At 70.1% G+C, this 25,975-nt stretch carries 24 protein-coding genes and 1 riboswitch; of the genes, 15 read left to right on the plus strand and 9 right to left on the minus strand.

All coding sequences use genetic code 11. The features are described from left to right. The first annotated feature begins 85 nt into the window (after positions 1–85). A riboswitch (SAM riboswitch) is annotated at positions 86–196 on the plus strand. A 296-nt stretch (positions 197–492) separates the two neighbouring features. The 3 genes from AB0F70_RS08890 (at position 493) to AB0F70_RS08900 (ending at position 2,758) form a co-directional block, all read left to right on the plus strand. Continuing rightward, on the plus strand, positions 493–1,665 hold the full coding sequence (locus AB0F70_RS08890) for an LLM class flavin-dependent oxidoreductase (RefSeq protein WP_357446342.1): 1,173 nt from the start codon (positions 493–495) through the stop codon (positions 1,663–1,665). 65 nt (positions 1,666–1,730) lie between these two features. After that, on the plus strand, positions 1,731–2,108 hold the full coding sequence (locus tag AB0F70_RS08895; RefSeq protein ID WP_357446345.1) for a rhodanese-like domain-containing protein: 378 nt from the start codon (positions 1,731–1,733) through the stop codon (positions 2,106–2,108). 131 nt (positions 2,109–2,239) lie between these two features. Next, positions 2,240–2,758, plus strand: a complete 519-nt coding sequence (locus AB0F70_RS08900) for an RDD family protein (protein ID WP_357446348.1) — start codon at positions 2,240–2,242, stop codon at positions 2,756–2,758. 162 nt (positions 2,759–2,920) lie between these two features. Here the strand turns inward: AB0F70_RS08900 and AB0F70_RS08905 are convergent, their stop codons facing one another. The 4 genes from AB0F70_RS08905 to AB0F70_RS08920 form a co-directional block, all read right to left on the minus strand. Beyond that, a complete protein-coding gene (locus AB0F70_RS08905) occupies positions 2,921–4,327 on the minus strand; it encodes an NtaA/DmoA family FMN-dependent monooxygenase (RefSeq protein WP_357446351.1) in 1,407 nt (468 codons plus the stop codon). An 11-nt stretch (positions 4,328–4,338) separates the two neighbouring features. Further along, positions 4,339–5,481, minus strand: a complete 1,143-nt coding sequence (locus AB0F70_RS08910; protein WP_357446354.1) for an LLM class flavin-dependent oxidoreductase — start codon at positions 5,479–5,481, stop codon at positions 4,339–4,341. Between the two features lie 59 nt (positions 5,482–5,540). Further along, positions 5,541–6,113, minus strand: a complete 573-nt coding sequence (locus AB0F70_RS08915) for a flavin reductase family protein (RefSeq protein WP_357446357.1) — start codon at positions 6,111–6,113, stop codon at positions 5,541–5,543. A gap of 150 nt (positions 6,114–6,263) precedes the next feature. Then, a complete protein-coding gene (locus AB0F70_RS08920; RefSeq protein WP_357446485.1) occupies positions 6,264–7,202 on the minus strand; it encodes a PLP-dependent aminotransferase family protein in 939 nt (312 codons plus the stop codon). Between the two features lie 610 nt (positions 7,203–7,812). Here AB0F70_RS08920 and AB0F70_RS08925 point away from each other — a divergent pair. The 6 genes from AB0F70_RS08925 to AB0F70_RS08950 all read left to right on the plus strand — a co-directional run bounded on the left by AB0F70_RS08925 (position 7,813) and on the right by AB0F70_RS08950 (position 15,493). Then, the gene (locus AB0F70_RS08925) at positions 7,813–10,572 is read left to right on the plus strand and encodes a toll/interleukin-1 receptor domain-containing protein (RefSeq protein WP_357446360.1); all 2,760 of its coding nucleotides are present in this window, start codon (positions 7,813–7,815) and stop codon (positions 10,570–10,572) included. Then, the gene (locus tag AB0F70_RS08930) at positions 10,569–11,513 is read left to right on the plus strand and encodes a D-2-hydroxyacid dehydrogenase (protein WP_357446362.1); all 945 of its coding nucleotides are present in this window, start codon (positions 10,569–10,571) and stop codon (positions 11,511–11,513) included. The genes AB0F70_RS08925 and AB0F70_RS08930 overlap by 4 nt, the downstream gene beginning before the upstream one ends. A gap of 2 nt (positions 11,514–11,515) precedes the next feature. After that, positions 11,516–12,736, plus strand: coding sequence for a DegT/DnrJ/EryC1/StrS aminotransferase family protein (locus tag AB0F70_RS08935; RefSeq protein WP_357446365.1), 1,221 nt, complete (start codon positions 11,516–11,518; stop codon positions 12,734–12,736). Between the two features lie 74 nt (positions 12,737–12,810). Then, the gene (locus tag AB0F70_RS08940; protein ID WP_357446368.1) at positions 12,811–13,734 is read left to right on the plus strand and encodes a hypothetical protein; all 924 of its coding nucleotides are present in this window, start codon (positions 12,811–12,813) and stop codon (positions 13,732–13,734) included. Further along, entirely contained in the window at positions 13,731–14,486 is a 756-nt protein-coding gene (locus tag AB0F70_RS08945) for a class I SAM-dependent methyltransferase (RefSeq protein ID WP_357446371.1), read from the plus strand. The genes AB0F70_RS08940 and AB0F70_RS08945 overlap by 4 nt, the downstream gene beginning before the upstream one ends. 533 nt (positions 14,487–15,019) lie before the next feature. Then, positions 15,020–15,493 (plus strand): ABC transporter ATP-binding protein, encoded by a 474-nt coding sequence (locus tag AB0F70_RS08950; protein WP_357446374.1) that lies wholly within the window; start codon positions 15,020–15,022, stop codon positions 15,491–15,493. Between the two features lie 44 nt (positions 15,494–15,537). Here AB0F70_RS08950 and AB0F70_RS08955 read toward each other — a convergent pair whose 3' ends face one another. Further along, positions 15,538–16,491 carry a glycosyl hydrolase family 18 protein gene (locus AB0F70_RS08955; protein WP_357446377.1) on the minus strand — a complete coding sequence of 318 codons (954 nt, stop codon included), beginning with the start codon at positions 16,489–16,491 and terminating at the stop codon, positions 15,538–15,540. A gap of 251 nt (positions 16,492–16,742) precedes the next feature. Here AB0F70_RS08955 and AB0F70_RS08960 point away from each other — a divergent pair, with 251 nt between their 5' ends. Next, entirely contained in the window at positions 16,743–17,342 is a 600-nt protein-coding gene (locus tag AB0F70_RS08960; protein WP_357446380.1) for a hypothetical protein, read from the plus strand. Positions 17,343–17,583: 241 nt separating this feature from the next. Here AB0F70_RS08960 and AB0F70_RS08965 read toward each other — a convergent pair whose 3' ends face one another. After that, positions 17,584–19,032: a catalase gene (locus AB0F70_RS08965; protein ID WP_357446382.1), complete on the minus strand. Its 1,449-nt coding sequence runs from the start codon at positions 19,030–19,032 to the stop codon at positions 17,584–17,586. 92 nt (positions 19,033–19,124) lie between these two features. Beyond that, on the minus strand, positions 19,125–19,556 hold the full coding sequence (locus tag AB0F70_RS08970) for a Fur family transcriptional regulator (protein ID WP_357446385.1): 432 nt from the start codon (positions 19,554–19,556) through the stop codon (positions 19,125–19,127). A 313-nt stretch (positions 19,557–19,869) separates the two neighbouring features. Here AB0F70_RS08970 and infC point away from each other — a divergent pair, with 313 nt between their 5' ends. The 4 genes from infC to AB0F70_RS08990 all read left to right on the plus strand — a co-directional run bounded on the left by infC (position 19,870) and on the right by AB0F70_RS08990 (position 22,628). Further along, positions 19,870–20,979 carry a translation initiation factor IF-3 gene (gene infC / locus AB0F70_RS08975; protein ID WP_357446388.1) on the plus strand — a complete coding sequence of 370 codons (1,110 nt, stop codon included), beginning with the start codon at positions 19,870–19,872 and terminating at the stop codon, positions 20,977–20,979. A 103-nt stretch (positions 20,980–21,082) separates the two neighbouring features. Next, complete coding sequence (rpmI, locus tag AB0F70_RS08980) at positions 21,083–21,277, plus strand: 50S ribosomal protein L35 (protein ID WP_116674656.1); 195 nt, start codon at positions 21,083–21,085, stop codon at positions 21,275–21,277. Between the two features lie 68 nt (positions 21,278–21,345). Next, positions 21,346–21,729: a 50S ribosomal protein L20 gene (gene rplT / locus AB0F70_RS08985; protein WP_116674657.1), complete on the plus strand. Its 384-nt coding sequence runs from the start codon at positions 21,346–21,348 to the stop codon at positions 21,727–21,729. Between the two features lie 62 nt (positions 21,730–21,791). Next, on the plus strand, positions 21,792–22,628 hold the full coding sequence (locus AB0F70_RS08990; RefSeq protein WP_357446393.1) for an RNA methyltransferase: 837 nt from the start codon (positions 21,792–21,794) through the stop codon (positions 22,626–22,628). Between the two features lie 37 nt (positions 22,629–22,665). Here AB0F70_RS08990 and AB0F70_RS08995 read toward each other — a convergent pair whose 3' ends face one another. Both AB0F70_RS08995 and AB0F70_RS09000 read right to left on the minus strand, forming a co-directional pair. After that, positions 22,666–23,454 (minus strand): MarR family transcriptional regulator, encoded by a 789-nt coding sequence (locus AB0F70_RS08995; protein WP_357446396.1) that lies wholly within the window; start codon positions 23,452–23,454, stop codon positions 22,666–22,668. Positions 23,455–23,583: 129 nt separating this feature from the next. Then, positions 23,584–24,813 (minus strand): M20/M25/M40 family metallo-hydrolase, encoded by a 1,230-nt coding sequence (locus tag AB0F70_RS09000; protein ID WP_357446399.1) that lies wholly within the window; start codon positions 24,811–24,813, stop codon positions 23,584–23,586. A gap of 272 nt (positions 24,814–25,085) precedes the next feature. Between AB0F70_RS09000 and thpR the strand changes: the two genes are divergently transcribed. Continuing rightward, positions 25,086–25,682 (plus strand): RNA 2',3'-cyclic phosphodiesterase, encoded by a 597-nt coding sequence (gene thpR, locus AB0F70_RS09005; protein WP_357446402.1) that lies wholly within the window; start codon positions 25,086–25,088, stop codon positions 25,680–25,682. Positions 25,683–25,975: the final 293 nt, after the last annotated feature.

The raw sequence follows: 25,975 nt of genomic DNA on the forward strand, positions 1-25,975 counted from the left end.
GACTTCTATCGGTTTCATTCGTATGTTCTCTGACATCCAGAAGAACCGCACTAATCCGATCGGAAAGATGTAGTAACTCTGGACAGGTCATGAGCTCCGACGCGAAGCCCCGGCTGGTCGGACGGCAACCCCCCGCGCGGGTGGGTGCCCCGGGTGAGGACCAGGCCACCGCCGCCGGCGGATGACAACACGCGTCGCTCGCCGCTGGGCGAGCAGGTGAGGAGAACCACGATGACCCGGAGCGCTGCCCCCGCCGTCCACGTGCCCCTGCCGTCCTGGAACGTCTCCCCGCGGGCTGGTGCTGCCCCGCGCACGGGTATGTGTTGTCGCCGTTCCTGCCGCTGACCGCGGCAGACCCGACCCTCCTCTCCCATACCTTCCGGCAGCCACGCTCCCGGGTGACCCAGCAATGCCGAAGCGCGCCGACCGTGCGCCGCCGGCTGGGTCGTCCGGGTGTCGCCGCGCAGCCGTAGCCCCGAACGGAGCCCCGCCGTGCCGTACCCACTGCAGCCCACATCCATCACCTCCGCCTCCTCCTCGCTCCGTCCCGTCGTGCTCGGCGTGGACCTGACCTCGGCCGGCGCCCGTCCCGGCGCGCACCGCGCCCGCGGCCCGCTCCCGCCCCGCCCGTTCGACGGCGAACGCTTCCTCCAGCTGGTCCGCAACGCCGACCGCGGTCTGCTCGACCTCATCACCCTCGACGAGGACTTCCTGCTGCACCCCGGCCGCGGCCAGGTGACCGCTCGGCTCGACACGGTCGTCGCGGCGGCCCGCGCGGCCCGGGTCACGACGGGGATCGGCCTGGTCGCCGCCGTCGACACCGTCCACACCGAGGCGGCGCACACCGCCGTAGCCCTCAGCAGCGTCGACCGCGCGAGCAGCGGCCGGGCGGGCTGGCAGGCCACCCGGCAGACGGCGGTCCCCGAGCCCGACGAGGCCTGGGCGTCCCGGGTCGAGCTGGGCATCCAGTCCGTGAACCGCGTGTGGACGGGGCGGCCCGGCACCGGGTCGGGCGCGGTCGAGCTGGACGCCGAGGGCCGCTTCCGCGTCGACCACGACGGCATCCGGTTCGCGATCCGCAGCCGCCCGACCCGTGCCGGCGGTAGCGGTGCGGCGTTGTCCCGGGTACGTCCGCCGGTCGTCCTGCGCGTGCGTTCCGAGGCGAGTGCCAGGCTGGCGGGGCGCACCGCCGACGTCGTGCGGATCGCCGTGCGGGATGCCGCGCAGGCGGTCCGGCTGCGGCGGCTCGTGCGCGACGCGGCGCTGTCCGCCGGACGCGACCCCGAGGAGGTGCGGGTGCTCGCCGAGGTGTACGTGGTGCTCGCCGCCGAACGGGCCAGCGCCCAGGCCCGGCTGGAGCTCGTCGAGGCGCTCGAAGGTCCCGATCCGGGGCGCGGCGCGCACGTCGTCGCGGACACGCCGGACGAGCTGGCGGTCCTCATCGCCGACTGGGCGGCCGTCGGCGCCGCCGACGGGTTCCTGCTGCGCCCGTCGTCGCTCAGCGCGGACCTCGACGCGATCACCGACCACCTCGTGCCGGCCCTGCAGCGGGCCGGGCTGTTCCGCACCGAGCGCACCGAGACCACGCTGCGCGGATCGCTCGGGCTGCCCGACGCCGCCGCCATTTCCCGGGCGCTTCCCACGGGCCGGCTGCTGAGCGCCTGACGGCCACCCCTGGCGGCTGCCCTCCGACAGGCCGCCGTCAACCATCGATCCTGAGGAGAAGAACCATGAGCACACCTGAGCTGCGGAACCCCGAGAACGCCGGCGCCAAGGTCGCGGGCGGCGCCCTGCTGATCGACGTCCGCTCCGCCGCGGGCCGGGCGGCGACCGGCGAGATCCCCGGCGCCACGCTCGTCGACAGGAGCAACCTCGACGCACTGTTCGGGCCGTCGGACAGCCCCGCGATCACCCTCGACACACCGGTCGTCGTCGTGTGCGGCTCGGTCAACGGCTCCGGCCCGGTCGCCGAGGCGCTCGCGGCACGCGGCTACACCGACGTCTCGCACGTCGACGGCGGGTTCCCCGCCTGGAAGGAGGCAGGCCTGCCCGCGACCGAGCCTGAGTCTGAGTCTGAGTCCAGCGCCGCACCGAGCGCCGCACCATGACCGGGTTCGCTACCCGGCAGGTACGTGCAGGGGCCCCGACGAACCGGTAGAAGAAGCGATCCGTATCCGCCCTACCCTGCCGAGCATCTGCTTCGAGAAGCGGCTGTGACCGACGGAGTACCGTCAGCCCCGTGAACCCTCAAGCATGGCGGCGCATCGTGGCGTGGCTCATCGACTGGCTCTGCTTCTTCGTGTGGCTCGCGCTGGTCGCGGCGATCGGGATCCCGCTGTACGCCGCCGGCATGACCGGCCAGTGGTCCGCCGTGACGACGAACGTGGTCTCCGCGCTCCTGACGGCCGTGCCGCTGACCATCTTCCTCGCCGTGCTCGAGTCCGGTAAGCGGCAGGCGTCGATCGGCAAGCGTGTGCTGGGGCTCAAGGTGGTGACCGCCAGGGACGGCGGGCGGCTCTCGTTCGCCTCGGCCCTGCTCCGGAACGTGCTCAAGATCGCCGTGCCCTGGACGATCGGGCACGCCGCGGCGATAGCCCTCGTCGGGTCCGGGTCCACGACGATCGACCCGGGTCTCGCGATCCTCACTGCGGCGTCCTACGTCCTGCCGCTCGTCTACGTCGTCACGCTGTTCGTCGGCGAGGGCCGCACGCCGTACGACCGGGCCGGAGGAGCCAGGGTCGTCCGCGCACAACCCTGATGAGACCTGATCCGGTCTCGTACCCCGCCGACGTACGTTCTCCCCGCGTCCCCGCCGCACTGCGTCTGATCTGCACCGTCTGATCTGCACCGTCTGATCTGCACCGTCTGATCTGCACCGTCTGATCCGCGCCGTCTGATCCGCGCCGCCGGAGCGAGAGTGCTACGCCGCGCCGATCGCGGCCGCCGCGCGGCGGGTGAGCGGGGCCCGCAGCCCCAGGTGCCCGCGCAGCGTCGACCCGCTGTACGACGCCGGGTAGGCGCCGCGTTCCTGCAGCTCCGGGACCACCTTGTCGACGATGTCGTCCAGCCCCGACGGCACGATCCACGGGCTGATGTTGAACCCGTCGACGGCGCCCGTGCGCACCCAGCGGATCAGGTCCTTGGCGACGGCGGCGGGCGTGCCCTCGAAGCCGCGCTCGCTGCTGCCCAGGACCACCAGCTCACGGATCGACAGGTTCTCGGCCTCCGCAAGAGCCCGCCACCGCGCGGCGATCTCCCGGGTCCGCGCGCCAGTGGTGGCCGAGCCGCGTTCCCCGCCCAGCTCCTCGACCACCGGGTCGTGCGCCGGGAGCGGGCCGTCGGGGTCGTAGCCCGACAGGTCCTCGCCCCAGATGTTGCCGACTATCGAGAGCGCGGTGGCCGGGGAGACCTGGTTCCAGCGCACCCAGCGCGCCTTTTCCTCGGCCTCGGCGGGCGTGTCGCCGACGATGATGCCGGTACCGGGAAAGATCTTGATGTCGTCCTCGGGGCGCCCGGCCGCGACGGCCCGGCGCCGCACGTCGGCCGCGAACTCCAGCGCGTCGGCCAGCACCGCGCCGTGGCGGGAGAAGATGACGTCCGCGTTGGCGGCGGCGAAGTCCCGGCCCTGTGGCGAGTCGCCCGCCTGGAAGATGACCGGGTGGCCCTGCGGGCTGCGCGGCGTGGTCGGGTCGAGCTCGACGTCGAACAGGGCGCTGTGCTCGGAGACGTGGGCCACCACGTCTCCGGGAGAGCCGCCGTCCGCCGGGTCCGGGAACGCGTCCCAGATCTGGCGCGCGATGTCCAGCTGCCCCTGCGCCCGTTCGTACCGCAGCGCGTGGTCGAGGTAGCCGCCGCGGCGGAAGTTGGCCCCGGTCCACGCGTTGTCGGTGGTCACGACGTTCCACGCGGCGCGCCCGCCCGAGAGCACGTCCAGGCTCTGCAGGCGGCGGGCCAGGTCCGCCGGGTCGTTGTACGTGGTGTTCTGGGTGGCCACGAGGCCGATGTGCGTGGTGATCGCGGCGAGGGCCGCGAGCTGGGTGATCGCGTCCGGGCGGCCGACGACGTCGAGGTCGTGCAGCGCGCCCCGCGTCTCGCGCAGGCGCAGGCCCTCGCCAAGGAAGAACGCGTCGAACAGGCCGCGTTCGGCGGTGCGGATCACGCGCTCGAAGGTGGCGAAGTCGGTCTGCGAACCGGACTCGGGGTCGGACCAGATGGTGGTGTGGTTGACCCCCTGGAAGAAGACGCCGAAGTGCACCTGGGCGGCGGGGCGGGTGACCGGATGGTCGGAGTGATCAGGACGGTCAGGGCGGGTGTCGGGGACGGTCATGGCAAGGTCTCCTATGCGCTGACGCGGACGTCGTAGCGGTTGGCGGGGCGCGGGAGCCCGAGGGCGTCGCGCAGGGTGGCGCCCGGCCGGGGCGCCGCGGTCAGCCGCGCCGCACGCAGGGCGGGCAGGACGTCGCGCGCGAGCACCGGCAGGTCGACGTCGAGCACGGCGGGCAGCAGACGCACGCCGTCGACCGGGCGCCGCCCGTCCGAGCCTGGGGTCGCGAGCTTGATGAGCAGGGCGACGAGGCTCGCCGCGCTGCCGACGTGGCGCAGTGCGCCGGTGCCCCACGGCGTCCGGCTCCCGGGTGGCGAGCCGGCGTCCAGCTCCGCGAGGCGGTCGACGCCGGAACGCCCACCGGCGTCGAGCACCACCTCGATGTCGACGCCCGCACGCGGGGAACGCTCGCGGGCGGCCGCGGCACCGGCCCGGACCGCTGCGACGTCGGACCCGCCGACGAGCGCGACGTCGACCAGCTGCTCGGCAGCCGGGGCGATGTCGCCGTCGGCCGCGAGGACCACGAGCTGCCCCTGCGGCGGACGGGGCGTGATGAGCGGCCCCTTGACCGAGAAGCTCTTGCCCTCGAAGTCCACGTAGTGCACCCGGCCGCGGTCGAGGTACCGGCCGGTGGTCACGTCGCGCACCACTGCGTCGTCCTCCCACGAGTCCCACAGGTACCTGACCACCTGGACGACGTCGCGCGCCTCGCGCTCCGGGTCCGAGACGGCGGGGCGCCCGTAGGCGTCGGCCGTCTCGGGATCGCGGGTCACCGACGGGACCCAGCCGGCGCGGCCCGCCGTCGCGATGTCGAGCGAGGCGAGCTGCGCCGCGACGTGGAACGGCTCGGGGTAGGTGGTCGGCACCTGCGGCACCAGGCCGATCGCCGTCGTCGTGCGGGAGACGAACGCGGCGCGGGTGACGGCGTCCAGACGGGCCGACGCCGGTGAGCCGGGCACCGCGGGTAGGAGCGCGTCGGCGAAGGAGACGAACGTGAGGCCCGCGTTCTCGGCCTGCCGGACCGAACGGGCGAGCCGGTCGCCCGAGACGAGGTCGGCGCCGGCGAGCCCCGCGACGGCGGCGGACGCCGGGTGGGTGCCGGTGCCGTCGGCGTCGAGGCCCACGAAGAAGGGCGAGAGGGGCTGTGCTGAGGGCATGGGGTCCTCCGAGGTCGCAGGGGTGGGGCCGCAGGGGTGGGACCGGAATCGGACAGAGTTCAGACAGCCGTGTCGTCGCCGATCCGGTGGTAGGCGCGGTTCTTGTAGACCAGCGGGGAGGCGACCGGCTCCCCGCCGGTGCGCGTGAGGCTGGACTCCAGGGCGCGCAGCGACACCAGGTAGCTGTCTCCCACGGGCGTGCGCTGCACCACGCGCGCCCGGAACCACGACACTGCGCCGTCGATCACGGGCTCACCGGTGGGCAGCGCCGTCCAGCCGCCGTCGGCGAACCGGTCGATGCCGCTCGTGGCGAACCGGCCCGAGATGTAGTCCTGGTCGGCGGCCAGGAAGCTCACCGTGAGGGTGCGCGCCGCCGAGACCGCCGGCCAGGACGAGGACGCCGAGGCGAGCGAGAAGGCGAGCAGCGGGGGCGCCGCGGACACCGAGATGACGGACGTGGCGGTGAACCCGACCAGGCGGCCCTCGTGCCGGAGCGCGACGACGGCGACCCCGGCAGGGTGGTTGCGGAACACGGTCTTGAACTCGTCGGGGCTCAGCTGGGGCTCGTCCTGCTGGGCCAAGAGCTCCTCCAGGGCGGACAGGTCGGTGTCCTCTGCGGGCTGTGCGGTCATGGTGGTGCTCCTCGCATCGTGTTGAGCGGCGCGGTCTCGCGTCGGGCGGGGTGGCCGTGGGGAGGTATAGGTCGCCGGAGGGCCGATGACCAGGACCAGACCCGGATTTCTCACTATCCGGACCTGACGGGCGCCTGTCGGCCCTGAGGTTCAGTCGAAGGCGGACGCCAGCCGTTCGACGGCGGTGCGCAGCTCGGCATCGGTGCGGTCGCCGTAGGCGAGCCGTAGCCGGCGTCCGGAGTCGGTGCCAGGTCCCGACGCGAAGAACTCGCCCTGCTGGTAGTCCACGCCCGCGGCGGAGGCCCGGGCGTGCAGCCCGGCGGCGTCTACCGCGGGGTCGGCCAGCAGCGGCCAGAGGAAGAACCCGCCCTCGGGCGCGGTGATCGTCAGCCGCCCGGGAAGCCGGGTCTCCAGCTCCCTGACGAGCAGCTCCGCGCGGTGCCGGTACAGGTCGCGGGCGCGGGCGAGCGTGGCGTCGAACCAGCCGGGCCGGCTGACGAGCAGGTGCTGGACGAGGGTCTGGACGAACGTCGAGGAGTGCGAGTCCTGGCGGTTGCGCAGGCGCAGCACCGCGTCGACCAGGTGCTCGGGGAGCACGAGCCAGCCCAGCCGCAGGCCCGGGCCGAGCGTCTTGGTGAACGTGTTGACGTGCACCACGTGCTCCGAGTCGAAGAAGACGCGCCGCCCCTGGTCCTCGCCGGCGAACCGCAGCTCGCGGTACGGGTCGTCGGCGATCACGACGAAGCCGTACCGCGCGGCCAGCTCGACCAGGGCCGCGCGCTTGGCCGCAGACAGGGTGCCCTGCGAGGGGTTGTGGAAGTCGGGCACGGTGTACACGGCGGCGACGCGCTCGCCGTCGGCAAGGCGCCGGGCCAGGTGCTCGACGTCGAGCCCGTCCGCCTCGACGGGCACGGGCAGGGTCTCGGCGCCGATCAGCTCCAGCGTGCGGAGGAACAGCGGGTACACCGGGTTGTCGGCGGCGACGACGGCGCCCGGCTCGACGAGCGCCTGGACGGTGAGCGACAGGCCGTGCATGCCGCCGTTGGTGATCAGGATCCGGCGTGCGTCGACGCCCTCGCGTTCGGCGATCCAGCCGCGGAGCTGCTTGGGATCTGGGCGGGGCGGACGGGTCCAGGCGACCCTTGTCGACCGGTCGGAGCTTCTACTCGCAGTCTAGGACGGTAGCCCCAACAGCGGAACGGGTGAGTCCGTCGCCTATGCGCGGGCCCGGGATCGTGAGGTCGCAGTCATCCGGTATGTCGGTGCGGGCCTAGCTGAGAGCTTGCCTGTGCGGTCGGGACATCCGCGCGGTCACCCTGTGGGGCGATGTTTGACGGGCGATATGGCATCCGCGCGCGTCAACGTGAAGCCCCGGCGCCGCCGCCCCAGCAGAGACGACTGCTTGGACAACTGGACACCGCTCCTCTGAGTACCGCCGTCGGGAGCTAGAGGCGTGCGAGGTCGTTCCGACGTCGAGGACTTCACGCTGTCGGTCGGATGCGTTGGTGTCCTGCCCGAAGACCTTGTTCGTGCGGACGCTGTCATTGACTGCGGCTTGGCCGCGGTGCCCAGCGTTGTTCCGCTGCCTGTCCCGACTCGGTTGCGGATGACCGGCCAGCGTGTAGGCCAATACTGGACCACCCGGGTGATCTCTCGGAAGTACCCGAGTCCGATGGGCATCGGACACTAGTGTTGCAGCGTGACGTTCCGACGGGACCTGGCAAGTGACGAAGGACAAGGTCGGCGCACGGTGTTCGTCAGTTTTGCCGGTGCCGACCTCACGCTTGCCGAGGCTGTGGTTGCGGAGCTCGACGAAGCCGGTGTCACCTCCTTCTTTGCACCGCGAGATATCTCGTCCGGCGCAAACTTCGCCGTCGAGATCGTTCGGGCCATCGCCTCGTGCGATGCCGTTGTCATACTCCTGTCGCCCTCCGCCCTCGCCTCTCCGCATGTGCGGCGCGAAGTCTCTTTATCGATCGACGAGCGTCGGCGGCTCCTTCCGTTCGCAGTGTCTGTGCTCGACTTTGATGCGTTGGCGTCCACGGAATGGAGCTATTGGCTCAGTGCGGTGCAGGTGCGGAGCTTGTTGACGAGCGCCGACATCGTTGCGGAGGTGATCGCCTCGCTCGGCGAGCGACACAGCGATGCGGCAGCTGCTCCCGCGCCGGTGTCCCTGGAGGCGCCACGCCGACGGAGGCCTGCGCGGGTACGGCTCACACCGAGCAACCTCCTGACGGCCCAACTCGACAAACTGCCCCTCGTCGGACGGGACGAGGACATGGCACGGCTCGAGCAGTGGGCGACACGCGATGACGACTTCGACGCCCGGTTGCTCGTCGGGGGAGGCGGTCAGGGAAAAAGCAGGCTGGCCCACGAGCTCGCCGTGTCGCTGCAGTCCACTGGATGGGACGTCCAGTTGCTAGAGGAGTCGGGGCGCGGAGGTTTCGTAATACAAGGGCTCGGCGCGCGGCCGACCCTGCTCGTCGTCGACTACGCCGAGACGCGTGATGGGCAGGTGAAGGAACTGCTCCACGGGGTCTTCGACGATGGCCTGCTCGGACCGGTGCGCCTGTTGATGCTGGCCCGTTCGACGTCGGAGTGGTGGCCTAGCCTGCTTGCGTCTAGTGACGCGGCCTCGTCCTTGCTGGACGGTGCGACTGTGCAGCGACTCTCGCCCATTGCGATCGGACGTGACGCGACGGATGAGCTCTATCGGGCGGCGTGTGTGACGTTCAGTGCAGAGCTCGGCCTGCTGCGCGAGCTGCCGACGGTCGCACCGTACCGAGAGTTTCAGTCACCGCTCGACCTCCTCCAAGATGCGCTCGCGAGAACACTTGTAGGGGACGACATCGGGGCGGGGAGCGTCACGAGCCGCATCCTGTCCCACGAGCGTCGATACCTGCAGACGGCCGTTCGCGCGGAGGGGGTCGGCGATGAGGTGGGTCTCACCGACCTCGACCGGTTCTCTGTGTTGGTGAGTCTCTTCGGCGCTCCGGACGAAGATGCCACGGTGTGGCTCTTCGGCCAGTGCCGTCGGGATTTCGGCCCTGTGACGCTGCGTAGGTTGGCTCGTGTCTACCGCCGGCTCTACCCCGGCGAAGGTCGCTCCGTCTCGGGGCTGCGTCCCGACTCTCTTGCCGCGGAGCTTGTCGCCCAGTTGCTCGCCGACGATGGAGTCCTCCCAATCGGCGCCCCGACTTGGGAACAGCTCGACGTCCCTCAGGTTCGGCGTGGCCTGTGGCTGCTCGCCTCCGTTCAGTCAAGGGAGGCGACGGCGATCTTGGAACAGGTCGTCCGCAGCGGTTCGTCGCGCGTCCTGCGCGCGGCCGTGGACGTCGCCACGCAGCTTGAGGAGCCTGCGGCGATCACCGGCCCACTGTCGACCGCAGCCCACGGTCTCTCACTCGGAGGTGCGCTTGAACTGTTCCAGTTACTGCCCGAGGAGACGGTGAACCTCGCCGAGATCGCGGCCGAACTCGCGGCCAGGATCCTCGGCGCGCAGGGTGAAGGAGGCTCTCCGGACCTGCTGATCGAGGCGTCCAACCGCTTCAGTGATGCTGGTTGGGTCGACCGGGCCAGCGAAGCGATCCTGCTCGCCGTCGAGAAGCTCCGAGATGGCGCGAACGAGGCGCAGGCGCCGTCGGAGCGCTTCGGCCGTGCGCTTTCGAGCCTGTCCAACCGGCTATGGGAATCTGGAAGGATCGACGAGGCCGTGGATCCGGCGCGTGCAGCTGTCGACATGCTCGTCGACGCCGGGGCAGATACGGCGACGATCGCGTGGTCGCGCGGAAATCTCGCGTTTCGCCTCCTCGAGGTCGGCGACGTCGAGGCCGCGCGCGCCCAGGCCCGCGACGCGCTGAGCACCTGGCGCGGTGGCCTTGGTGGCCACCCTGAGCGGACCCGCGGTCTGGCGACCGCGCTCAATAACCTCTGCTGCATCGAGCTGGCGTCCGGAGCTCACCACGAGGCAGCCGAGCACGGCCGGTTGGCGCTCTCGCTGCGCAAGCAACAGGCCCTCCGGGACCGGGACAGGTATCTGCCGTACATCGCTCGCACCCTGGCCAACGCGGCCCCAGCCGTGCTCGCCGCCGGGAATCGCGCTGACGCGATGCAGATGGCCGCCGAGGCGACTGCCCTGCACCGCCTCACCGGACGCAGGGCGCCTATCTTCCGATACGAGCAGGCCGAAGGCCTTGTCATTCTTGGGGTGATGCAGGCGGCGACCGGCCAACCTGACAAAGCCGTCGATTCGTTCGACCACGCGGCAATCATCCTCGGCTCGATCCCGGCCGACCTGGGGCAGCTCTCCGACCGGCTGGCACACGCGATCGTGCAGAACCGTGAGCGGGCGTCCCACGCGGTTTCGCCAACATGGAATGAAGTCAGTGTCGTCGGTGTGTCGGCCTCCCCCCGGGGGTATCTGTTGCCCGTGCTCCTCGAATATCGGGACCTGGCATGACGGCCACGAGACTCGACGTGCTTGTCTCGACCGAGACACTGGCGAGGATCGGCCCTGACCCTCACCCTCGAGTTCGGTTGTGGACCGAGCCGGGCAGCGGATGCAGTGCTGTCTGGAGACGGCAGAGCGACCGCACCGCCTGGCTCCTCGGGGTCGTCGACTCCCTGCCCGGCGTCGAATGGGTACATACTGACACCGCCGGGGTGGACCGGCTTCCACTCGCGGAGTGGACGCGGCGCGGCATCACACTGACCAACGCACGCGGGGCTTACTCCGAGGCTATGGGCGAGTGGGTGCTGGGCGCCGTGCTGGCAGTCTCCAAAGGAATGCCTGCCCTGGTGAGGCAATCGGATGCCGCGCAGTGGGGCCCTACTGTCCAGTCACGACGGGTGGCGGGCAGCACCGTCGCAATTCTGGGGCTGGGCTCCATCGGTACACAGGTCGCGCGCCTCTGCTCTGCGCTGTCGATGCGCACCGTCGGTGTCGTCCGCTCGTCGTCGCCGGAGCGTTCCGGCGCGGACCTTGTGCTCGGCGCCGAGGACGACTGGCGAAGCGTTCTTCCAGATGCCGACTTCCTTGTGGTGACGCTCCCACTGACGGACGACACCCGCGGCCTCGTGGACGGCGCGGTCCTCGCGCGGTTGCAGCGCGGCGCCTGGCTCGTCAACGTTGGCCGTGGACGGGTTGTTGACCAGGGCGCACTGCTAAATGCCTTGGACTCGGGTGAGCTGGGTGGTGCGGTCTTGGACGCGGTCGACCCCGAACCGTTACCGGCGTCGAGCGACCTGTGGTGCAGGCCGAACGTCATCGTGACCCCGCATGTCTCGGCGGCGAGCATCGACGCGCAGCAGCGCGCCTTCGGCGTCTTCATCGACGAGGCGCGGCGGCGCGTCGTCGGGGTGTCCCCACGCAACGCGTTCAACATCATGAAGGGCTACTAGTGATGAATCGTAAGCCGGCTCCCTGGCCGTCGTACAGTGCTCTGGCGGTTGCGCGCGTCTCCGACCTGATCCAGCGTGGGGCCACCTTCGACTACGCGGGCAGTGGTCCCGTAGCAGAGCTTGAGAGCGAGTTCAGCAGGTACCAGGGCGGCCGTCACGTCGTGAGCTTCAACTCTGGAACCAGCGCGCTTTTCGCAGCGTTTGCAGCTCTGGGGCTCGAGCCTGGTGCCGAAGTGCTCGTGCCGAGCTGGACGTTCTTCGCGACGGCCTCCCCACTTCTGTGGCTCGGCGCCACTCCGGTGCTCGTTGACTCGGGATCGGGTCCGGGAGTTTCGGCTACCGAGTTCGAGAAGGCAATCACGGCCAGGACGCGAGCGATCGTGACGACCCACCTGTTCGGGGACACGGTCGAGCTCGACGCCCTGGTTGCGCTAGCACGCGACCGCGGTCTGCCCCTGGTCACGGACTGCTCGCACGCGCACGCGACTACGTTCGCGGGAGCTCCCATAGGCACATTCGGAGATATCGCCGTCTTCAGCGTCGGGGCGCGGAAGATGATCTCCGGCGGGCACGGCGGTCTTCTCGTCACCGCGGACTCGACGTTCGGCGACCTTGCGACGCTGGTCGGCCACTTCAAGCCGCGTACCCGTAACCGCATCCGTTCGCAGGATCTGCGCCGTCTCGGCGAGTTTGCCTTGGGCGGGAACCTGCGGATGTCGCCCCTCAGCGCGACGCTGGCGCTGGACCACCTGGAGCGTATCGATCAGATCTCCGGGAGCCATCTCGCGAACATCGAGGTCCTCGACAGCGCGTTCCTGCAATGGTTCGACCGTCCGCCGACGAGCGAGCGCTGCGATAACCGGACTCGCTACGACATCGTCTACCAACTGCGACCGGGGGTTCCGACCTCCGCGCGCGACGCATTGGTGGCTGCGCTGTCGGTGGCAGAGGTGCCGGCTCGCCCACCAGCGACCCGGCCCGTGCACCGAGTCCTGGCCACGACCCGGGGCGGAGCGCCCGCGACGCACGCCCTTGTCCGCCGCCTCCAGGAGCTCGCATCCGATGCGGGCAGCGACCTCAGGTTGCCATCGAGCGCATCCCAGCACGATCGCATGATTAGCCTGGAGTCGGAGTACTTCTACGGTGCTGACACGACGTACTCGAGCGAAGTGGCGCGCCGCGCCGAGCGTGCTCTGGCCAACGCCGGAACGGCGCGCCGATGAGTCATGGGGTTAGTGCCATCTCTCAGCCCAGCCTGATCACGTGGTTCTCCCTGTTCGCATCTACGCCAGAGGAGGTGGTCTTCGTCGGGCGGGAGACCGCCTCCTCCGCGGCCGAGCGGATCTTGCGGGCCGCTGACGGCCGACGCGTGCGGATCTACTCCGACCACGAGACGCTCGTCCGCGACCTCGAGGTCGCCGCGATCCTCCAAACCCACGGCCTCGCGCCGGAGGTCCAGTCCCCTGCGGCCGTCCGGGCCGGCACCGACAAGCGCTGGTTCAAGGAATTGCTGGAGCGCGCCGGGATCGTCACACCCGCCTGGGGAACCGGGCTTGCCGAGCCGATGGCGACGCACGCGGCGCTGCGGAAACACCGAAACTCGACGCAGAGCCAGGGAATCCGGTGGGACGACGGCACCGGCCACGCCGATGACGAGACGTACTGGGAACAGTTCATCGATGGGGTGGAATATTCCGTAGTCGCCTACAGGACACGCGACGAGACGACAGTCCTACCAGTCGTTTGGAAGGGGCGCACGCGTCAGGACCTTCTGCCACCGTGGCGTCGGCTTCGGCTCACTCCGCCACCGGGGCGGCACGATCCGCTCGGGCTTCGTCTCGCGTCGCTATCCCGTCAAGTTGGCGACCTGGTAGACGCCTGGGGGTTCTTCGAGTTGGAGGTCGTGGTGACGGCGGACGGGACGCTGCACGTCCTCGAGCTGAATCCTCGCGTGTCCGGAACTTTGCGAATCGCCGCGATGGCTGCCGCAGTGCTGGTCTTCGCGCCTCATACCTACGCCCAAGCAAGCGGCGTCGTCCCCGTACGCCACTACGCCGCCGAAGTGCCTTACGCCGGAGCACCAGTGCTGGAGGGTTGCGTCGTCGCTACGTCGAGGATCACTGTGAGCGGGCAGTCGCCGGATGAGGTCCGCCGACGCCTCGCCGGGTACATCGGGCAGCCCGCCACTGACGCGCTTGAGTGGGCGGAGCAGTGTCGATGAAGACCGACTATTCCCGACCGGCCTTCGCCCAGCGGTACGCGCGCAGCCGTCAGATCGACGAGGTCACTCGGGCGACGTGGGTTCGGGAACTGGCCGCACACCAGCCACGACCGGGTGGAGTTTGCCTCGACTTGGGATCGGGCGTCGGAAGGTTCTGGCCCGTCCTACGCGAGGCATGGTCGCCCGGCAGGATCCTCGCGGTCGACGCGTCGGTAGAGATGCTGAGTATGGCGGAGGGCGCTGACGTCGTCCGCGTGTGCGGTGACCTTGACCAGCTTCCGCTTGCAGGCGGTTCGGTCGACAGCTGCTGGTGCTCGATGGTGCTGCACTACAGTTCGGACCTTGATGCGACGTGTCGACGGCTGTTCGACGTCGTCGCGCCCGGCGGGGTGTTGGGCGTGCGGACGGCGACGCAGTCAACGATCTCTTCGTTCACGTTCCTCACCTTCTTCCCGACGGCGCTCGCCGCCGAGCGGCGTGTGATGCCGTACGAGCAACGCATCCTGGAGGCCCTGCACGCAGCGGGCTTCTCCGGGCTCGACGCGAAGATGGTGGTATCGGGCGGTGTTCGCTCATACCGAGCCCTTGTTCGGCAGGTCTGGGGACGGGGCTTTCCTTCTCTCCAGTTCGTACCCGTAGGAGAGTTTCTGCGGGGAATGACCCGTCTGGTTCTGACATGCGCGATTCGCGCAGCCAGGCGCACTCCGCTCGACCCTGAACTGTCCTTCCTCGTTACGGGCAGACGTCTGTGACGGGCGGGCGAGTCTTCCTGGCCCGTCCCATTAGCGCGGCGGCAGATCCGGCATCTATCGCCGAAGTATGTCGGCTTCTCACCGCCGAATTCGTCGCGGAAGGATGGGAGGTTGTTCCCGTCCCTGGAGACCCGCCGCAGAACAGCGGACGCACGCTTGTCGCCAGCAATATCGAGGGAATTCTGAAGAGTGACCTGCTGGTTGTGGTAGTCGGGTCGGGAGCGACGTCAAGCATCTGGATCGAGGTGGGTATCGCTTTGGCCGGATCGATCCCCATCGCGGTTTTGGTGTGTTCAAGCGAGCCAGCCCCTTTCCTCGTCAGGGAAGCAGCGGGAGACTCTCCAGTGTCCGGTCTCGCTCCGTTACTCCTCCTGCAGGATGTGCCGACCGCTGGGGCTGACTGGAGCGGCCAGCTGGCCCTGCGCGTAGGGAAGATCCGGACGTGGCTCGCCAGCGTGCGACAGGCGCACTGACCAGCTCGTCTACCAGAACCCTTCACGTCGCTCGACCCGACCTGGCGCGTCGGACGGCTGGTGCGCGAGCCGCTCGACCGGTTCCGGATCGGCCGGCCGGGGGAGCGCCCAGCCCTGGTGCGGGAGGCGCTCGCGGCGGTCGGCCTGGCCGAGGACCTCCTGTCGCGGCGCCCCGCTGCGCTGTCCGGCGGCCAGCGGCAGCGCGTGGCGATCGCCCGCGCGCTGGTGCAGCGCCCCGACGTGCTGGTGCTCGACGAGCCGACGTCCGCCCTCGACGTGAGCGTGCAGGCCGACATCGTGGAGGTGCTGGTGCGCCTGCAGGCCGAGCTGGGCCTCACCTACGTCTTCGTCTCGCACGACCTGGCGCTCGTCCGCCAGCTCGCGGACACGGTGTCGGTGCTGCACCGCGGCCAGGTGGTGGAGGCAGGCCCGGTCGACCAGCTCTTCGACCGCCCGGAGCACGACTACACCCGCCGCCTCCTGTCGTCGATCCCGGCCCGTCCAGACACGGGTGGTCGGCAGAATGTCAGGTAGTCGGCATTCCGGGCTACCGACTACCTGACGTCCTGCCGACCACGTCAGCGGGTGACCACGTCGGCCGCGTGCGCGAACCAGCTCGCCGGGCCGCCGCCCGCGTACCCGACGGAGTTGAAGTACTCCCAGCCGAAGACGCCGCCGAAGTTCGGGTGCCGCGCGGCAAGCGTGCCGACCGTGGCGTCGAAGGTGCGCCAGTCGACGTACCCGCTGCAGTTGGCGGGGTTGGTGACGGTGCCGGCCACCACGCGGTCGGGGGTGAACCCGTTGGCGAGGATCTGGTCGTACACCCTGGTGGTCCGCAGGTCGCCCCAGCCGCAGTAGAACTGGGTGTTGTACCAGTCGATCCGGTCACCGGCGCGGCGTTCGAGCTCGGCGTAGGAGAAGCCGCCGGAGAAGCTCGATCGGCCCGCCATGTCGGTGGCGACGGGCGTGAGCGTGATGACGAAGTCGGGGCCGAAGTCGGCGCGCAGCGTGTCGACCAGGTGGATCGTGTCCGCGAGCGAGAACGTCTCCTCGATGTCGAGGTCCACGCCGTCCAGCCCGTACGTGCGCAGGAAGTCCCGCAGCACCGGGTAGAAGCGGTCGAAGTCCTCGCGCAGGTACCGGTAGGTGCCCGGCGCGGCGCCACCGAGGAAGGCGCTGACCGTGACGCCCTGGTCCTGCATTGTGGCCAGGTCGTCCCACATCACGCCGAGCTCCGGGTGGTTCGCCGGGATGTCGTTGACGGTGAGGGAGGCGTCCGCGTTCAGGTGGATGGCACCGACGTTGACGTCGGTGACCGAGCCGAGGAGCGGTTTCGGGTCGACGTAGCGGCGGACGCCGTCGGAACCGGTCTCGTAGATGGTCTGGTAGAACGCCAGGACGCGATGGGACGCGGCTGCCGCCTCCGCCTTCGGGTCGTGCTGCGGCGCTGAGGTGGCCGGCCCGGCCGCCGCCGTCAGCGCCAGCAGGCCTGCCGCGAGTGCGGCGCCGATCCGGATGAGTGAGCGAGACATCGTTGACTCCCTGGTTCTTGAGCGGTACCGCGGGCGTCGGACCACGGCCGAAGTGCTCCGGACTGCCGTCGGGACCGTAGCGGGACCTGCGACGTTGGGCAAGGAGGTTCTCCTCATCCTGCGGACTTCCCTGATACAGGGCAGACGGGGATCGAGCCGTCGTGATGTCGTTTTCAGGCAGCAGAGGCGTTGCGTATATGCAACGTACTCTTTGGCGCGAAATGATCGACGATGTGTGCCATCCTCGCCGAGTGGCTGATGACCTCCCGGCGTCGTTCTCCCTTCACGCCTGGGTGGACGAGTCGATTCAAGCGGCACGTGGCGAACAGCCCGGCGTCTATTACCTGGCTGCGGCCGTCGCGAATCCCGACGAGTGCGGGTCAACCCGGGAAGCGCTGCGTGGTCTTGTTCGCCGTCGGCATGGTCGCCTGCACTGGCGCGATGAGCTGCCGGATCAGCAGGAGAAGATCGCCGTCGCTATCGGGGCTCAGGACCTCGCGCATGTCATTGTCGTCGGGACGCCCGTCGACCCTCGCAGGCAGGAGCGTGCTCGTCGGCTCTGCATGCAGAGACTGCTCTTCGAGCTGGATCAGTTGGGGGTCGTGCAGGTCTGGTTGGAGAGCCGACACGACTCGCTGAACCGGCGCGGTGTCGTCATGGTCGACGCCCTTCGTTCGAACGGGGCCATCTCGAAGGCGATCCGTGTCGACTTCGGCAAGCCGAAGGATGACCCCATGCTCTGGGTCCCGGACGCCGTGGCTGGGATCGTCTCGCTCGTACGTCGGGGTCGACGGATGGAACTGCGCGACGCCCTCGGAAAGGGCGTGGACGAGATCGCCATCGATCTCTGACGGCAGCGCAAAGGCCGGGCTCCCGTCCTACGGCGGGGGGTCCCGGCCTCACTTCCGGTCCTCCCAGCGGGAGGCGGCTCTCAGCAGTCTATGTGTCGACTGGGTTCGGCGCCAGCGATCGACGTTCGTCGGAGCGGCGAAGCTTAAGAGGCCCGGACGCCTGGCCTCCGCAAGGGGCAGGCATCCGGGCCTCGGCAATGCGGTCGGGTGGCCTCAAGGCCGCCCGACAGCATTGGGTGGATCAGACGGCGACGGCCGCGCGCAGCTTGGCGCCCAGCTCCGCGTCCACGTTCGTCCAGTACTGGAAGAAGCGCTCACGGATCTCGTCGATCGTGATGGCCTGGCCCTGACCGGTCAGGGTCTCCAGCAGGCCGGCCTTGGTGTCCTCGTCGTAGACCTCACGGTAGAGCGTGCCCGGCTGGCCGAAGTCGCTGTCCTCGCTGTGCAGCGTGGCAGCGGCGCGCACCAGCTCGCCGTCCGACTCCCAGGTGCCGTCCTGGCCGCGGGCCGGGTCGGCGACGGGGCCACCGAACGAGTTCGGCGCGTAGTTCGGGACGCCGACCTCGCTGAAGGTGTGGCGCTGCGAGCCGTCCTGCGAGTAGTTGTGCACCGGCGCGGCGTGCGGCTGGTTCACCGGGATCGACTGGTAGTTGGTGCCCACGCGGTAGCGCTGTGCGTCCGGGTAGGAGAACACGCGGGCCATCAGCATCTTGTCGGGCGAGATGTCGGTGCCCGGGACCTGGTTGGCCGGGGAGAGCGCGAGCTGCTCGATCTCCGCGAAGTGGTTCTTCGGGTTGCGGTTCAGCGTGAAGTGGCCGAAGTGGATGAGCGGGTAGTCCGCGTGCGGCCAGACCTTGGTCAGGTCGAACGGGTTGAAGCGGTACGTCTTCGCGTCCTCGTACGGCATGACCTGGACCTTGATGTCCCACACCGGGTTGTCGCCGCGCTCGATCGCTTCGTACAGGTCGCGGCGGTAGTAGTCGGCGTCCGTACCGGCGATGGCGGCGGCCTGGTCGTTGTCGAGGAACTTCATGCCCTGGCGGGAGATGAAGTGGTACTTGACCCAGAACTTCTCGCCGGCGGCGTTGGTCCACATGTAGGTGTGCGAGCCGTAGCCGTTCAGCTCACGCCACGACGCCGGGAGGCCACGGTTGCCCATGAGGTAGGTGACCTGGTGGGCAGACTCCGGGGACAGGGTCCAGAAGTCCCACTGCATGTCGGGGTCGCGCAGGCCCGACCAGGGGAGGCGCTTCTGCGAGTGGATGAAGTCCGGGAACTTGATCGCGTCGCGGATGAAGAAGACCGGCGTGTTGTTGCCGACGATGTCGAGGTTGCCCTCGCTCGTGTAGAAGCGCAGCGCGAAGCCGCGCACGTCGCGCCAGGTGTCGGGGGAGCCCATCTCACCGGCGACGGACGAGAAGCGCAGCGCCACCTCGCCCTTGACCCCCGGCTGGAAGCCAGCGGCACGCGTGTACTGCGACACGTCACCGGTGATCTCCCACTCACCGAAGGCGCCACCACCCTTGGCGTGCACGATCCGCTCCGGGATCCGCTCACGGTTGAACTGTGCGAGCTTCTCGACCAGGTAGCGGTCGTGGAGGACCGTCGCGCCGTCGGCGCCGACGGTCAGCGAGTGTGCGTCGCTGACGACCGGCGTGCCGGTCTGCGTGGTGGTGTAAGGAGTTGTCATCTTCAGACGTGCCTTCCTTTGGTGCTGCTCGGGGGTTCTTGCGGGGTTCGGCGTGGTCGGCGAACTCTTGGTGCCCAGCACTGCGGGCGGGCTCAGGCGCTGCAGTCCGGACACAGGCCCCAGTACGTGACCTCGGCGGTCTCGACCACGAACCCGTGGTCGGCGCTGGGGGTCAGGCAGGGGGCGTGGCCGACGGAGCAGTCCACGTCGCCGATGGCGCCGCAGGCGCGGCAGACGATGTGGTGGTGGTTGTCGCCGGTGCGGCGCTCGTAGCGTGCCGGGTGGCCGGCGGGCTCGATGCGGCGCAGGAGTGCGGCGTCGGTCAGCGCGTGCAGGACGTCGTAGACCGCCTGCACCGAGACCGTGCCGAGCTCCGCGCGGACCGAGCCCAGCACGTCGTCGGCAGTGGCGTGCTGGCTGTCGCCCACCGCGTGCAGGGCCGCCACGCGGGGGGCGGTCACACGCAGGCCGGCGCCGCGGAGGAGGTCCTCCGGCGTCACGGCTGCGGGGGCGGTCGACGTCATACCTCCGACCTTAGCCCCTAAACTGGAATGATTCCAGTTGGTCTTCGGTGAGCTTGGCGGCTGCTCTGCGGCTGCCCGACGGCGGTGCCGGGTCCGGGCGGCCGACCTCACACCGGCCGGTATGGCGACCCACGCCGGCATGCTGCTATCGTGGGGGCACGACCGACCCGGTGAGAGCCGGGTGCACAAAGTGGATCACCATCCCACCCGAGTCACGACCGAGCGCCGCAAGGTGCCGACAGAGGCCGGGTCCTAGGTCGGGTGCAGCGGTATCGGCTCAGTTGTTGGCCGGTCCGGGCACCCTTTCCTTGTGATGGCTTCCACCTGTGTTCAGGGCGGGAGCCATTTCTCGTTCCTGGTGGTCAATCAACGACTTCTGAGGAGCATCACCATCACCGAGCCTCGCATCAACGACCGGATCCGTGTTCCCGAGGTCCGGCTCATCGGTCCTGGCGGGGAGCAGGTCGGCGTGGTTGCCACGGCGGTCGCCCTGAAGCTGGCCCAGGACGCTGACCTCGACCTCGTCGAGGTTGCGCCGGACGCTCGCCCGCCTGTCACCAAGCTCATGGACTTCGGCAAGTTCAAGTACGAGTCCGACATGAAGGCGCGAGAAGCGCGGCGCAACCAGGCGAACACGGTTCTCAAGGAGATCCGGTTCCGTCTGAAGATCGACCCGCACGACTACGAGACGAAGAAGGGCCACGTCGTCCGCTTCCTCTCGGCCGGCGACAAGGTCAAGGTCATGATCATGTTCCGCGGCCGCGAGCAGTCGCGCCCGGAGATGGGTCGTCGCCTGCTGGAGCGTCTGGCGGAGGACGTCGCCGAGCTCGGCTTCGTCGAGTCGATGCCGAAGCAGGACGGCCGCAACATGACCATGGTCCTCGGGCCGGTCAAGAAGAAGGCGGACGCCAAGGTCGAGCAGCGCAAGCGCTCGGACGAGGTCAACGCGGGCCGGATGACCAAGTCCGAGGCGAAGGCGCGGGCCCGTGCGGCCGACGAGCCCGAGACCGACGACCAGGACGAGGACCAGTTCGAGGACCAGGTCGACGAGACCTTCGAGACCACGGTCGAGGAGCCTGCCGCTGCGCCGGCTCCGGAGCCCGTCGTCGAGGAGCCCGTCGCGGAGCCCGAGCCCGTAGCCGTTGTCGAGCCCGAGCCTGTCGTCGAGCCGGAGCCGGTCGTCGAGGCCGAGCCCGAGCCTGTCGTCGAGCCCGAGCCGGTCGCGAAGGCCGAGCCCGAGCCCGAGCCTGTCGTCGAGAAGCCCGCCCCGGCGGAGCCGAAGCCGGCCACCAAGCCTGCGGCCAAGGCTGCCTCGAAGCCGGCAGCGAAGCCGGCCACCAAGGCAGCTCCGAAGCCCGTCCCGGCCCCCAAGCCGGCGCCGAAGCCCGTGGCCCCCAAGCCGCGTGCACCGAAGGCCGGCTGAGGCGCGGTCCCCAAGACCACTACGACACCAGGTCGGCCCACCGGCCCAGGTACAACGTCGCCGCTCCAGCAGCGGTCGACCGACATGAGGAGAAACGGCAGTCATGCCGAAGAACAAGACGCACTCCGGTTCGAAGAAGCGGTTCAAGGTCACGGGTAGCGGCAAGATCATGCGCGAGCAGACCAACGCTCGCCACTACCTCGAGCACAAGTCCAGCCGTCGCACGCGTCGTCTGGCCATGGACCAGGTCGTCGCACCGTCTGACGTCAAGAAGGTCAAGCGCCTGCTCGGTAAGTGATTTTTGTGGCGCACGCCTGACGGGCGTCGCCAAGAACCCTTTCAGCCCCGAAGTACAAGGAGTCTCACGTGGCACGCGTGAAGCGGGCAGTAAATGCCCAGAAGAAGCGCCGTACAACCCTCGAGCGCGCCGCCGGTTACCGCGGCCAGCGCTCGCGCCTCTACCGTAAGGCGAAGGAGCAGGTCACCCACTCTCTGGTCTACGCATACCGTGACCGGAAGAAGAAGAAGGGTGACTTCCGCAAGCTGTGGATCCAGCGCATCAACGCTGCGTCCCGCGCGCAGGGTCTGACCTACAACCGCCTCATCCAGGGCCTCAAGGCCGCTGGCGTCGAGGTCGACCGCCGCATGCTCGCTGAGCTCGCGGTCAACGACATCGCGGCGTTCAACGCTCTCGTCCAGGTCGCCAAGGACGCGCTGCCGGCGGATGTCAACGCCCCGGCCGCTGCCTGAGGTTGAGCATTTCACCGGACGCCCGGTCAGCTGCCTCTCCGGAGGCCCCGTCAGCGCTTGATGTGACGCTCGCGAATCCGCGAGCCGACCGCGTCAAGCAGGTACGGGCACTGGCCGGGCGTTCGGCGCGTTCCAAGCACGGGCTGTACCTGGTCGAAGGCCCGCAGGGTGTGCGAGAGGCGGTCCGCCATGCGGCGCCGTCCGTCCGGGACGTCTACCTGACGCCGTCGGCCGCGACGCGGTACGCCGAGATCGTCGACGACGCCCGCTCGGCCGGGCTGTTCGTACATCTCGGCACCCCCGAGGTGCTCGAGGCGATGAGTGCCGACGCCCAGGGTGTGCTCGCCGTCGTGCGGTCCGCCGTGCTGTCGTTGCCCGACGCGCTGGCCGCGCGGGATCCGGAGCGCGCCGGGCGGCCCCTGCTCGCCGCGGTGCTCGCCACCGTCCGCGACCCCGGGAACGCGGGCACCGTCATCCGGGCCGCCGACGCCGCCGGGGCCGACCTCGTGGTCCTCGCGGGGGAGAGCGTCGACGTGCACAACCCCAAGGTGGTCCGTTCGACCGCCGGGTCGCTGTTCCACCTGCCCGTCGTCACCGGGCTGTCGCTCGCGGCCGCTGTGGCCGAGCTGCGCGCCGCCGGGTGTCACGTCCTCGCGGCTGACGGGACCGGTCCGCTCGACCTGGACGATCTCCTCGACGACGCAGGGTCCGGGGAGGCCCCGGATCTTGCCGGGCCGACCGCCTGGGTGTTCGGCAACGAGGCCTGGGGGCTGCCCGAGGAGGATCGCGCGCTGGCCGACGCCGTCGTGCGGGTGCCCATCCGCGGCAAGGCCGAGTCGCTCAACCTGGCCACGGCGGCGACCGTCTGCCTCTACGCGAGCAGCCGCGCCCAGCGCTGAACGCGCTGGACGCGGCTGAGGTTCGGCACACCTGCCGTCACTCCTCGCCCTGGTCGTCCCGTCGGCCGCGCCGGCCACGCCGGCCGTGCGGGCCGGGGTGACCGCCAGGTCCGCCGGGGAATCCACCGGGGCCGCCGGGAAAACCGCCAGGTCCGCCGGGGAACCCACCGGGTCCACCCGGGAACCCACCTGGGCCGCCGGGGAATCCGCCGCGGCCGAACCCACGCATGCGGGGGTCGAACCCGCCGCGGGAGCGCCAGAACTCCTCGAACGCCTCGCGGCGTTCGCCGAACTCGCCGGCCCACTCACGCTCGGCGCGTTCGAGGATCCTGGCCAGGTAGCCGGACAGCTGCGCCACCTCGTCGTCGTCCAGGACGTCCAGCAGCTCCGGCGTCCCGTGCGGCGGGCGCTCGGTGGCCTGTTCGGCGGCAGTGCCCGCCTCGGTGAGCCGGACGACGACGACTCGCTTGTCGTCGGCCGAGGGCTCGCGCTCGATCAGCCCCTGCTTCTCCAGCTTGGACAGCAGCTCGGCGGTCGCCTGGCGGGACATGCCCAGCAGGAACGTGAGGTCCTTCTGGGTGGTCTCGGGCTTGAGCTGCAGCAGGGCGAGCACGCGGCCCTGTCCCTGGCTGGGGTCCAGCCACGGTGCTCCGCGGCCGGTCCGCTTCGCGCGCTTGGCCTGGTGCAGCTGCAGCATGCCGACCGTCGACAGCCGGTTCATGGCCTCCTGGCGTGGGTCGTCGGTCTCGGTCTCGTTGGTCTCGTTCGTGGGTGCCTCGCTCTCGTCGATGCTGTCGTCCGGTTCGATCTCGTTGGGGTATCTCATTGCTTCTCCTGATTGTCAGGCACCTGTCTGTCAGGTGCATGACAACAACGATGCGCCTCGAACCGAAGTCTGTCAAGTGCCTGACTGTCGTGTGCCTGACATCTCGCTCCGACGCGGGCTGGGACCAGGTCAGCCGCGTCGCGCGCGCTCGGCGAGCCAGCCCGCCATCGCCCGCACTCCCGTGCCGATGGCGCGCTCGTCCGGCTCGAAGTCCACGTGGTGCGGGAAGGCCGTGGTGACGAGCGCGCCAGGCGACCGCACGCCCAGGAAGGTGTACGTGACGGGGATCCGCTGACCGAACAGCGCGAAGTCCTCTCCGTTGAACGGCGGTGCGGCGTGCATCCGGGACACGCTCCCGTCGCCGAGCGAACGGTGCAGATGGCGTTCCAGCCGGGTGCCGTCCCGTTCCGGGCTGAGCAGGGCGGGGAACGGGGGATCGGGAAACTCCGCGTGGGCGCCGTACCGGGCTGCGATCGCCTGGATGCTGTCGCGGACCTCGAGGTGGCGCGCCTCGGGCCAGCACCGGTAGGACGTCGCCACGGTGACGGAGCCGTTGTCGCCCGGCTGTGGTGTGGCGTGCTGGATGTTGACGAACCGGGCCAGGGGCCCGTCGGGCGTCCCGAGGTCGGCCAGGAGCTGTTCCATGTCGTCCAGCGTCTGCGGACGCCGGACGGTGGCCAGGCCCACGATGTCCGCGGCGAGAGCCTCGGCCCGTGCGGCGGCATCGGGGCCGGTAAGGGTGACCGCGCCCCGGTCCAGGCCGGGCATACCGAACCCGGGTGTCACCGCGAGCGTCCCCACCGGCATCGGGCCGCAGTGCAGCGCGTGGATCTCCCGGGCTCCGGTGCGGCGCAGCACGCCGTCGTCCAGCATCGCCCGGGCGCCGGTGAGGTTCTCCTCGGCGGGCTGGAATACGAACGCGACGCTCCCGCTGAGCCGTGACCGCAGTCCGGCCAGCACCTCGGCGACGCCGACCCCGACGGTGGTGTGCAGGTCGTGCCCGCACAGGTGGCCCGTGTCGGTGACCCCGCCGGTGGTCTGACCCGTCTGCACCGCGTCCATGTCGGCGCGGTAGGCGACGGTGCGGCCCTTGCGTGCCCCGTGCAGCATGCCGACCACTCCGTGGCCACCGATGCCCGTCGTGACCGCGAGCCCCGCGGCGCGCAGGCGGTCGGCCACGAGGGCGGCGGTGCGCCGCTCCTCGCCGGCGACCTCGGGGTGCTCGTGGATGTCGCGTCGCAGCGCTACAAGATCCGCCTCGATCGACCCGGTGGCGACGTCGATCGAGCGCTGGTTCACGGCGTGGTGCGTGTGTCCGGCCGGTACGGGCGCTGCCCACGCGGCGTTCGGTGTCGTCACCCCGGCGAGCGTAGCGACACCGGCCGTGGCGGTTGCCCGCAAAAAGGTCCGGCGGTTGACGGGGTGCGGTTCCGTGGGGCTCATGGCTGCTCCTGGTGGGTGAGGGGGCTGGGGTATTCCTGCAGGTACCAGCGTCGTCCTGCGCGGTAGGGCGGCCCATCCTGCTGCCCCACGGGGTCATGCGGGGGTTGTCCCGACCACAGGTCCGTGTGCCCGCCGGCGTCGGCCTGAAAAGGCTGGGGCAGGCGCACCGGACCGCATACGATCGCGGGGTGCGGCTATTCACGGCGGTCATCCCGCCCGCGAGCGTCAAGGACCATCTAGGGCTCGCCATCGACGGCGTACCCGCTTCCCCACGCTGGGTGCCGCGGGAGAGCCTGCACATCACCCTCGCGTTCTACGCGGACCTCCCCGAGGGAACGGTGCCCGAGCTGCGCGACGAGCTGGCCGACGTCGCGCACAAGCACGCGCCGATCGACCTGCGGCTGCGCGGCGCCGGATCGTTCGGCGCCCGGGTCCTGTGGATCGGCGTCGACGGGGGGACCGGCGCGCTGAAGGACCTGGCGGCGGACTGCCTGGCCGCCTCTCCTCGCGAGGTGCCGGACGACGTCAAGCCGCATCGCGCGCACGTCACGGTCGCCCGGGCGCGTGCCGGTCAGGTGAAGCCGCCGCGTGGGCGGGACCGCTGGGGCAAGCGGGCGGGTGGCGAACCGCGGTCGGCGCTGGAGCCCGCTGCCCAGGCCTTGTCCGTCTACGCGGGCCCGGACTGGACGGCGGACTCGTTCGCGCTCGTCGAGTCGCACCCGGGGGAGGGGCCGCAGGGCGGCCCGCGCTACGAGATCGTGGAGACCTGGAGCCTCGAGGGCTGACCGGCGGACGGTAGCCCTCGGCGGGAGGTCTATCTCCACGACCAGGACCAGGGCCGCCCTGGCCGTGGAGACAGGATTGTCCGAAACCCTTCGAACATGTGTTGCACCCTACGGCGATCCACTGACACTCATAAAAAGTGTGCCAAGCGAGCACCGTGAACCCCCGGGAAACGACGTTGCCGCTCCGACAGCACCGTGAAATGATGGCGGCATGCAGCCACTGACCCGCCGATTTACGCAGCCCGCCATGGGCTGCGCGGCGACTGCTGCGCGCGGGCACTGAGCTGCCCTGT

Origin of the sequence: Promicromonospora sp. NPDC023805, from assembly GCF_040639635.1 — a bacterium.
Lineage (GTDB): Bacteria > Actinomycetota > Actinomycetes > Actinomycetales > Cellulomonadaceae > Promicromonospora.